General features: G+C 65.4%; 3 protein-coding genes. All 3 read left to right on the top strand.

The window, feature by feature from the left end; translation table 11 throughout:
- The coding region (locus VL973_RS05450; protein ID WP_475526581.1) for a glycoside hydrolase family 130 protein at positions 1-394 on the top strand (394 nt) is incomplete at its 5' end.
- Positions 391-1,974, top strand: a complete 1,584-nt coding sequence (locus tag VL973_RS05445) for an alpha-amylase family glycosyl hydrolase (protein WP_325283016.1) — start codon at positions 391-393, stop codon at positions 1,972-1,974. The genes VL973_RS05450 and VL973_RS05445, both read left to right, overlap by 4 nt.
- Positions 1,971-2,690: glycosyltransferase (locus VL973_RS05440; protein ID WP_325283015.1), on the top strand; the 720-nt coding region annotated here is incomplete at its 3' end. The genes VL973_RS05445 and VL973_RS05440, both read left to right, overlap by 4 nt.

Raw genomic sequence — 2,690 nt, 5'->3', positions numbered from 1 at the left:
GCTGTACTGGAAGCCTTATGAAAAGCCGGGAATGCGGCCCCATGCCGCCACCGTCGCCACCGCGCGCATGGGCGGGGGCACACCGCCGATCGAGACGCCGCGCGGCTGGCTGACGCTGTGGCACGGGGTCGAGCCGGGGGCGGAGGTCGGGATTTACCGCACCTATTGGTCGATCCTCGACACCGACGATCCTTCGCGCGTCGTCGCGACCGATCATGTGCCGCTGATCGAGCCGGCCCCGCACCTGACGGCGCATCTGGATAGCCTGAAATATCTGGACAGCGTGGTGTTCACGACCGGCATTGTCGACGGCGGCGACCATTATCTGGTGGCGAGCGGGGAGGCCGATCTAGCGTGCCGCCTGACGCGGATCGACAAGGCGCGTTTCGCATGACGACGCCGTGGTGGCACGGTGCGGTGCTGTATCAGGTCTATCCGCGATCCTTTCAGGATTCGGACGGAGACGGAGTGGGCGATTTGCGCGGTATTGCCGTGCGGCTGCCCGCTCTGGCCGAACTGGGCGTGGATGCGGTTTGGATTTCGCCGATCTTTCCGTCCCCCATGGCCGATTTCGGATATGACGTGGCCGATTATTGCGGCGTCGATCCGCGTTTTGGCACGCTGGCGGATTTCGACGCGCTGCTGGCGCGGGCGCATCAGCTTGGTCTGAAAGTGTTGCTCGACTTCGTGCCGAATCACAGTTCGGACCAGCATCCATGGTTTCAGGAAAGCCGCGCATCGCGCGATAACCCCAGGCGCGACTGGTATATCTGGCGCGATCCGGCGCCGGGGGGTGGGCCGCCCAACAACTGGATCAGCGATTTCGGCGGACCGGCATGGGAATATGATGCCGCCACCGGCCAATATTACAGCCATGCGTTCCTGAAGGAACAGCCCGACCTGAACTGGCGCAACCCGGACCTGCGCGCGGCGATGATGGACGTGCTGCGCTTCTGGTTCGATCGCGGCGTCGACGGGTTTCGGATCGATGTGCTGTGGCACATGGTCAAGCATCCCGACTTTCCCGACAATCCGGCCAACCCCGATTATCGCGAGGGGATGGGGGAGATGTGGCGCGTGCTGCAACTGCATTCCACCGACCAGCCCGACGTGCACGACGTCGCCGCCGAGATGCGCGCGATCGCCGACGGTTATGGGGAGAAGCTGCTGATCGGGGAGATCTATCTGCCGGTCGAACGGCTGATGCGTTATTATGGCAGCGCCGACTCGCCGGGCGTGCATCTGCCCTTCAATTTCCAGCTCATCGACGCCCCTTGGAATGCGCGCGCGCTGGCGACATTGATCGAGGCGTATGAACTGGCGCTGCCCGGCGACGGCTGGCCCAACTGGGTGCTGGGCAATCACGATCGGCCCCGCGCCGCGACGCGGTTCGGCGCGGCACAGGCGCGGGTGGCGGCGATGCTGCTGCTGACGCTGCGCGGCACGCCGACCATTTATTATGGTGACGAACTGGGCATGGTCGACGTCACCATCCCGCCCGATCGCGTCACCGATCCGCGTGAACTGCGCGAACCGGGGCTGGGCCTGGGCCGCGACCCGGTGCGGACGCCGATGGCGTGGGACGACACGTCACAGGCCGGATTCTCCACGGCGGAACCATGGCTGCCGCTGCACGCCGACTGGCAAACGCGCAATGTCGCGGCTCAGCGGGCGGAAAATGGGTCGATGTGGCGGTTGCATCGCGAGCTATTGGGGTTGCGCCGCGCGACACCGGCGCTGGCGACGGGCGACTGGCATCCGGTCCATGCCGACGATGCGGTGCTCGCCTATGAGCGGCGACAGGGCGAGCAGCGGGTGTTGATGGCGCTGAACCTGACAAGTTCGGCGGCGCGCTTTGAATTGCCCGACTGGGCACGGTTGTTGACGCCCCGCCTTGGCACGCTTGCCACTTTGTCCGCGCCCGATGACACGGAACTGACGCTGATGCCCGATGAAGGCCTGATCCTGACATGAAGATCGCGATGATCGCGCCGATCGCGTGGCGCACCCCGCCGCGCCATTACGGACCGTGGGAACTCGTGACGAGCCTGCTGACCGAGGCGCTGGTTGCGCGCAGCGTCGACGTTACGCTGTTCGCCACCGCCGATTCGCTGACCGCCGCCACCCTCGCCGCCGTGGTGCCGGCGCCGTATAGCGAGGATGGCAGCGTCGATGCCAAGGTTTGGGAACACCGCCATTTGGCGCATGTTTTCGAACGCGCGGGCGAGTTCGACCTGATCCACAATCAGGCCGATTTTCCGGCCCATGCCTTTGCCAATCTGGTCGACACGCCGGTGGTCACGACGATCCACGGCTTTTCGTCGGACCGCATCCTGCCAATGTATGCGCCCTATCAGGACAGGGTGCATTATGTGGCGATTTCGGATGCGGACCGGCATCCGGCGCTGCGTTATGCCGCGACGATCCATCACGGCATTCCGCTGGCCGACTTCGCTTTTGACGAACGCGGCGGTTCGGACCTGTTGTTCTTTGGCCGGATGCACCCTGACAAGGGCGCGTCGGAAGCGATCGCGGTGGCGCGGGCCACCGGGCGGCGGCTGGCCATGTATGGGATCGTGCAGGATGAAGGCTATTATCAGCGCGCGGTCGCGCCGCATCTGGACGGCGTGCGTATCCATCATCCGGGCGCGGTCGGCGGGGCAGCGCGAATCGCTGCCCTAGGGCAGGCG

Source organism: Sphingomonas sp., assembly GCF_035490575.1.
Taxonomy (GTDB): Bacteria; Pseudomonadota; Alphaproteobacteria; order Sphingomonadales; family Sphingomonadaceae; genus Sphingomonas.
The sequence above is the reverse complement of the archived record's forward strand: the minus strand, read 5'-3'. Positions and strand labels throughout refer to the sequence as shown.